The sequence below is a fragment of the Mycobacterium sp. genome, from assembly GCF_032161845.1.
Lineage (GTDB): Bacteria > Actinomycetota > Actinomycetes > Mycobacteriales > Mycobacteriaceae > Mycobacterium.
Genome location: NZ_JAVRQA010000327.1, coordinates 1 through 5,410, shown reverse-complemented (window position 1 = coordinate 5,410; position 5,410 = coordinate 1). Strand labels below are relative to the sequence as shown.

Annotated in this window: 7 protein-coding genes; 4 read left to right on the top strand and 3 right to left on the bottom strand. The window is 67.4% G+C overall.

Annotated features, from left to right (window positions below):
* Positions 1-1,539 (top strand): LuxR C-terminal-related transcriptional regulator (locus QOD90_RS17810; protein ID WP_526352056.1); only part of this gene is annotated, 1,539 nt, incomplete at its 5' end.
* Positions 1,540-1,549: 10 nt separating this feature from the next.
* On the opposite strand, the gene ppgK is transcribed toward QOD90_RS17810, so the two are convergent.
* Positions 1,550-2,338 carry a polyphosphate--glucose phosphotransferase gene (gene ppgK, locus QOD90_RS17805; RefSeq protein ID WP_526352054.1) on the bottom strand — a complete coding sequence of 263 codons (789 nt, stop codon included), beginning with the start codon at positions 2,336-2,338 and terminating at the stop codon, positions 1,550-1,552.
* A gap of 67 nt (positions 2,339-2,405) precedes the next feature.
* Between ppgK and QOD90_RS17800 the strand changes: the two genes are divergently transcribed.
* A complete protein-coding gene (locus QOD90_RS17800) occupies positions 2,406-3,284 on the top strand; it encodes an inositol monophosphatase family protein (RefSeq protein ID WP_526352052.1) in 879 nt (292 codons plus the stop codon).
* 5 nt (positions 3,285-3,289) lie between these two features.
* Here the strand turns inward: QOD90_RS17800 and cei are convergent, their stop codons facing one another.
* Positions 3,290-3,940 (bottom strand): envelope integrity protein Cei, encoded by a 651-nt coding sequence (cei, locus tag QOD90_RS17795; protein ID WP_526352050.1) that lies wholly within the window; start codon positions 3,938-3,940, stop codon positions 3,290-3,292.
* A gap of 171 nt (positions 3,941-4,111) precedes the next feature.
* Between cei and QOD90_RS17790 the strand changes: the two genes are divergently transcribed.
* Positions 4,112-4,414, top strand: a complete 303-nt coding sequence (locus tag QOD90_RS17790; RefSeq protein WP_526352048.1) for a DUF4193 family protein — start codon at positions 4,112-4,114, stop codon at positions 4,412-4,414.
* A gap of 4 nt (positions 4,415-4,418) precedes the next feature.
* On the opposite strand, the gene QOD90_RS17785 is transcribed toward QOD90_RS17790, so the two are convergent.
* The gene (locus QOD90_RS17785) at positions 4,419-4,907 is read right to left on the bottom strand and encodes a DUF3093 family protein (RefSeq protein WP_526352046.1); all 489 of its coding nucleotides are present in this window, start codon (positions 4,905-4,907) and stop codon (positions 4,419-4,421) included.
* 25 nt (positions 4,908-4,932) lie between these two features.
* Between QOD90_RS17785 and dut the strand changes: the two genes are divergently transcribed.
* Positions 4,933-5,397 carry a dUTP diphosphatase gene (dut, locus tag QOD90_RS17780; RefSeq protein WP_526352044.1) on the top strand — a complete coding sequence of 155 codons (465 nt, stop codon included), beginning with the start codon at positions 4,933-4,935 and terminating at the stop codon, positions 5,395-5,397.
* Positions 5,398-5,410: the final 13 nt, after the last annotated feature.

The following is a 5,410-nucleotide window of genomic DNA, read 5'->3' as shown; positions in this document are numbered from 1 at the left end:
CGGCTCAGCGCGGCCGAACAACACCTGCTGGCTGGCGAGACGCGGCAGGCCCGGCGGATGCTCGAACCGGCGATGGACGGCCTCGGGTCGGGACCGGCTCGCGCGGCCGCGCTCAACCTCCTCGGCGCGGCCCGGATTTCCGAGCACGATTACGCCGGAGCGCTCGTTCTGCTCGGCGAGGCCGTCGATGAATCGGGGGACGACCTCGGCCTGCTTGTCAAGGCGCAGCTGTTGCTCTCGAGGGCGCAGGTGATGACGGGCAGCCACGATGCCGCCCGGCGTCAGGCGCAGTTGGCCGTCTCGCATGCCGAGCGACTCGGCGATCCGAAGCTCATCAGCGCTGCGCTTTCCTTGCACGTGATGCTCGACTGTGCACGCGGGTACAGGAGAGACGAGGCGGCGCTGACTCGTGCGCTGGAGCTGGAAGTTCCCGACCCGGACGTGGCTGCGCCGTTCCGTGCCAGCATCACCGATGCCGTGACGAAGGGCTGGACTGGACGCCTCGACGAGGCACTGGCCGGCCTGATCGCGGCCCGGCGTCGCTGCGTCGAGATGGGCTCCGACGCCGACCTGGTGTACGTCTCGGGACATCTGTCGATGGTGTACACGTGGCTGGGCCGGTACTCGGTGGCTGCCGACATCGCAGACGACATGTTGTGGCGGGGTGCGAGCGTCGGGGGTGGATACCCGGTCGTCATGGGTAGAACCCAGCGTGCGCTTGCCTCGGCCTATCTGGGACACGAGCGCGTGACACGCGAGGACGCCCGCACGGCGATCACCGGTGCGCGCCAATGCGGAGCCTCGTTCCTCACCCTGTGGCCGCTGACCGCTCTCGGCTTCCTCGAAGTGTCGCTGTGCAACTACGAGAAGGCTCTGAATGTCTTGCAGCCGTTGCTGATCCAAGAAGACGGCAAGGGCGGTGAGGACATCTTCCCAGCGTTCTACATGCCCGACGCCGTCGAGGCGCTGGTCGCCGTCGGTCGACTCGACGAGGCGGACCCCATCGTCGACGCACTGGAGCGCCACGGTGCCGATCTGGATCGGCCGTGGATGTTGGCGGTGGGCGCACGCGGTCGAAGCATGTTGCAGGCGGCCGGTGGCGAACTCGCAGAAGCCGAGGAGACGCTTCAGCGGGCCATGTTGCAGCACGACAGACTGCAGATGCCGTTCGAGCGCGCGCGCACCCAGTTGTTCCTTGGCCAGGTGTTGCGCCGCCAGCGCAAGAAGAATCTCGCGGCCGCGACGCTGCGCGAGGCCTTGACCACTTTCCAGGAATTGGACGTCCCGCTGTGGGCCAACCGCGTCGGCGCAGAACTCAAACGGACGGACGCCCCGCGCACCAACGACTCAGACCTGACCCCTTCGGAGTTGCGCGTCGCAAGATTGGCGGCCTCCGGGCTGACCAACAAGGACATCGCTTCGGCACTGTTCATCAGCCCCAAGACCGTCGAGCACAACCTCAGTAGCGTCTACCGGAAACTCGCCGTCCGCACCCGTGCCGAACTGGCCAGCCGGGCCGGCGAACTCGTCGACGGCTGAGGCAAGCGGCTCAGCTCTGCGCCACCTCGGCGGCCATCGCGGCACCCACGATGCCTGCCTCGTTCTGCAGGGCGGCTGCGACGACGGGAGTTCGGTTCTTCAGCAGCGGAATCCACTTGTCGGCCTTGCGGCTGATGCCACCGCCCGCGATGAACAGATCCGGCCAGATGGCGTTCTCGACGGCGACGAGCACCCTGGTGACCTCCTTGGTCCAGCGCTCGTAACTCCATTCCTTGGCTTCCTTGATGGATGACGCGGCCCGATGCTCGGCCTCCTTGCCGCCGACTTCGAGATGTCCGAACTCGGTATTGGGTAGCAGCACGCCGTTGTGGATCACCGCGGACCCGATGCCCGTGCCAAACGTCAGCAGCACGATCACGCCGGTGTTGTCCTTGCCTGCTCCGAACTTCTCCTCGGCCAGACCTGCCGCGTCGGCGTCGTTGAGGACGGTGACGCGTCGGCCGCCGAGTTCGGCTCCGATGACGTCTTGGGCGTTGGTGCCGATCCAGCCCTTGTCGACGTTGGCGGCGGTGCGGACGATTCCATCGGTGACGACGCCGGGGTAGGTGACGCCGAGCCCGCCCTCCCAGCCGAACTCGTTGACCACCGCGGCGATGGTCTTGGCGACGGCGTCGGGCGTCGACGGTTGGGGCGTCGGGAGCTTGAAGCGTTCGCCGATGAGCAGGCCGGTGTCGAGGTCGACGATGCCGCCCTTCACCCCGCTTCCACCGACGTCGACGCCGAAACCTCGGCGCTGGGAGCCGTCGTCAATCGGGACGGTGACAGGGCTTTCAGTCATGAGCGCTCCCGAAGTAAGAGGCAGGCAGGTGCGACGCCAACCACACCCTAGTGCCTCGGTAAGCGCGATGTGTTGCGATGGGAGAGTGACCGATGACAGCGATCCTGGCCGCCTTCGGGCCGTTGCCGAACTTCTGGCAGACGAAGCGGCCGGCTTCGTTCGGCGCCGCAGAACCGAGGTCTTCGGCGCGGCCTCCGCCGATCGTGACGCCGCTGCCGCGGTGCGAACCAAGAGCACGCCCACCGATCCGGTGACGATCGTCGACACCGAGACCGAGCGACTCCTGCGTGATCGGCTTGCCGAGTTGCGGCCCGGCGATCCGATCGTCGGGGAGGAGGAGGGCGGCTCGGCCGTCGGTCATCACGGCAGACCGACGTGGGTGCTGGACCCGATCGACGGGACGGTCAACTTCGTCTACGGCATCGAGGCCTACGCGGTGTCGGTGGGCGTGCAGGTCGACGGCCGATCGGTGGCAGGTGCGGTCGCGAACGTTGCCACGGGTGAGGTCTTCTCCGCGGCTCGCGGCGAAGGGGCTCACCTTCGGCGGGATGGCGTGTCGATGTCGTTGCGCTGCAACCCGATCCGCGACGTTTCGTTGGCATTGGTGGGTACGGGTTTCGGGTACTCACCGGATCGGCGTCGACAGCAGGGCGAGGTGCTGGCCCGGCTGTTGCCGAATGTTCGCGACGTTCGCCGCGTCGGGTCGTGCGCGCTGGACCTGTGCATGGTGGCCGCGGGTCGGTTGGACGCGTACTACGAACTCGGCGTGAACGTTTGGGACTGGGCGGCGGGCGCGTTGGTCGCCGAGGAGGCGGGCGCCAGAATGCGCCTTCCGCCCATCGAGGGAGGCGAAGGGGGAGCCGAGGAGCCGGGTCTGATCGTCGCGGCGGCGCCGGGGATCGCCGTGGAGTTCGACGAGGCATTGCGTCGGGCGGGTGCCCGCTGAGCCGCTCAGCAGGCGGCGGAGTGGATCTTCTTCAGTAGCGTCGACTCAGCGGGCTGGGTCGCGTCGGGGCGCAGACTCGCAAGGACGGCGTCGATGTCGTCGTTGTGGCTTACCTCGGAGAACTCGGTGCCGATCGCAAGGTCGACGGTGTCGTCGGGCCGCTGATCCTCGAACAGTTCGGTGCACGGCGTGACGAGCCACAGCGCCGCGGCCGCCGCGCGACCCGACGGCCCGAACCGGATCTGGCCCTGGCACTCCAGCCGGGTGTTCTCGTAGACGGTGTCGTTGCCTGCGGTCGGCGGGGCGTAGCCGAGGTCGCGCAGCGCGCCGGCCACTTCGGCGGCTTGGCCGCCCTGGCCGCTGGCATTCAGCACCCGGATCTTCGTGTCGGCGAGCTTGGCCGGGGTGACGTCCGACATGGTCGCGGTGGTCACCTGCTCGCCGAGCGCGGTCTGGGTGGCGTTGGCCACCGGTGGCGGCGGATTGCAGGCGGCCAATTGGTGGGTGTCAGTGGGCTGGTTGAACGCGATGACCCACACCACCAGGGTCACCACGGCGAGCGCCGCCACGACGACGATGCCCGGAATGTAGTTCCTTCGCCGGAAGGGACGGCCGTGCTTGTCGAACGCCGTGCCGGAGGTGATCTGCGCTACCACCCCTGCACTGTAAGGGCAGGTACTACCACTGGTCTCTACCAGGTCTTTCGCGATGTGATATAAATCACAACCAATCCGGCGCCCAACGGGGCACGAATCATTTGGCGGATGCGTTCTGCGCTGGTACAAAGCTCTGTCGCTCCAAGACGGATCGACAAGGAGGGGATGAGGATGGCTACCGACTACGACGCCCCACGGCGCACCGAGACCGATGACGTTTCCGAAGACTCGCTCGAGGAACTGAAGGCGCGGCGCAACGAAGCACAATCAGCGGTCGTCGACGTAGACGAATCCGAGTCGGCCGAGTCCTTCGAGCTTCCCGGCGCCGACCTTTCCGGCGAGGAACTGTCGGTGCGGGTGGTGCCCAAACAGGCGGACGAGTTCACCTGCTCGAGCTGCTTTCTGGTGCACCACCGCAGCAGGCTGGCGAGCGAAAAGGGCGGCATGATGCTCTGCACGGACTGCGCGGCCTGACGCCTCAGCTGCGCAAGGCGGCGAGGATGCGGTCCGGTCGACGGCAACTGACCAGCCAGTACGGGGTTGGGTCGTCCGGATCGTCGAGCACGACGAGAATCATCGATGAGATCCAGGCGCGGTGGACGACATAGGCCGCGGGATCGAGCTGGCGGCCCAGCGCCGCGGACTTTGCCGAGCGGGGCACCTCGGCCGACCTGGAGATCGCACTGACGGGCAGATGGGCTGCCCCCACCCACAGCTCGGTGTCGGCACCCCCGTCGGTCGCCGTACTGACCACGCGCACGTCGACGCGCCCGAGCCAGGCCCAGACGGCGGTGGCGACCGGCAGCAGGACGGCGAACGAAACCCAGTTCGGCATGGCCTGAACGGCTTGATTCACCTCCAGCGCGATCAACGTCGCCAGCACGAATGCCGGCACCAGCCACCACCACGGCACCCGTAGGCGCTCCTGATACCGCACCGTTTGGGTGGCTGCGCGCGTGTCGGACACGCGGTCAAGAGTAATCTCCGTGGTCGTGTCCACCTCTCTGGCGGTCGTGCGGCTGGATCGCGACCTGCCCCTGCCTGCCCGGGCGCACGACGGCGACGCCGGCGTCGACCTGTACAGCGCAGTCGACATCGCACTCGCCCCCGGCCGACGTGCCCTGGTTCCCACCGGAATCGCGGTGGCGATTCCCCACGGCATGGTGGGTTTGATCCATCCGCGGTCGGGATTGGCGACGCGCGTTGGCCTTTCGATCGTCAATACCCCTGGCACGGTCGACGCGGGCTACCGCGGCGAGATCAAGGTGACACTCATCAACCTCGACCCCGAGCAGCCGATCATCGTGCGACGCGGCGACCGGATCGCACAGCTTCTGGTTCAGCGGGTCGAGCTACCCGAGTTGGTCGAGGTCACGTCATTCGACGAGGCCGGGCTGGCTGACACCACCCGTGGCGCTGGCGGCCACGGTTCCTCCGGCGGACACGAGAGTTTGTGATGGCATTCGGTAA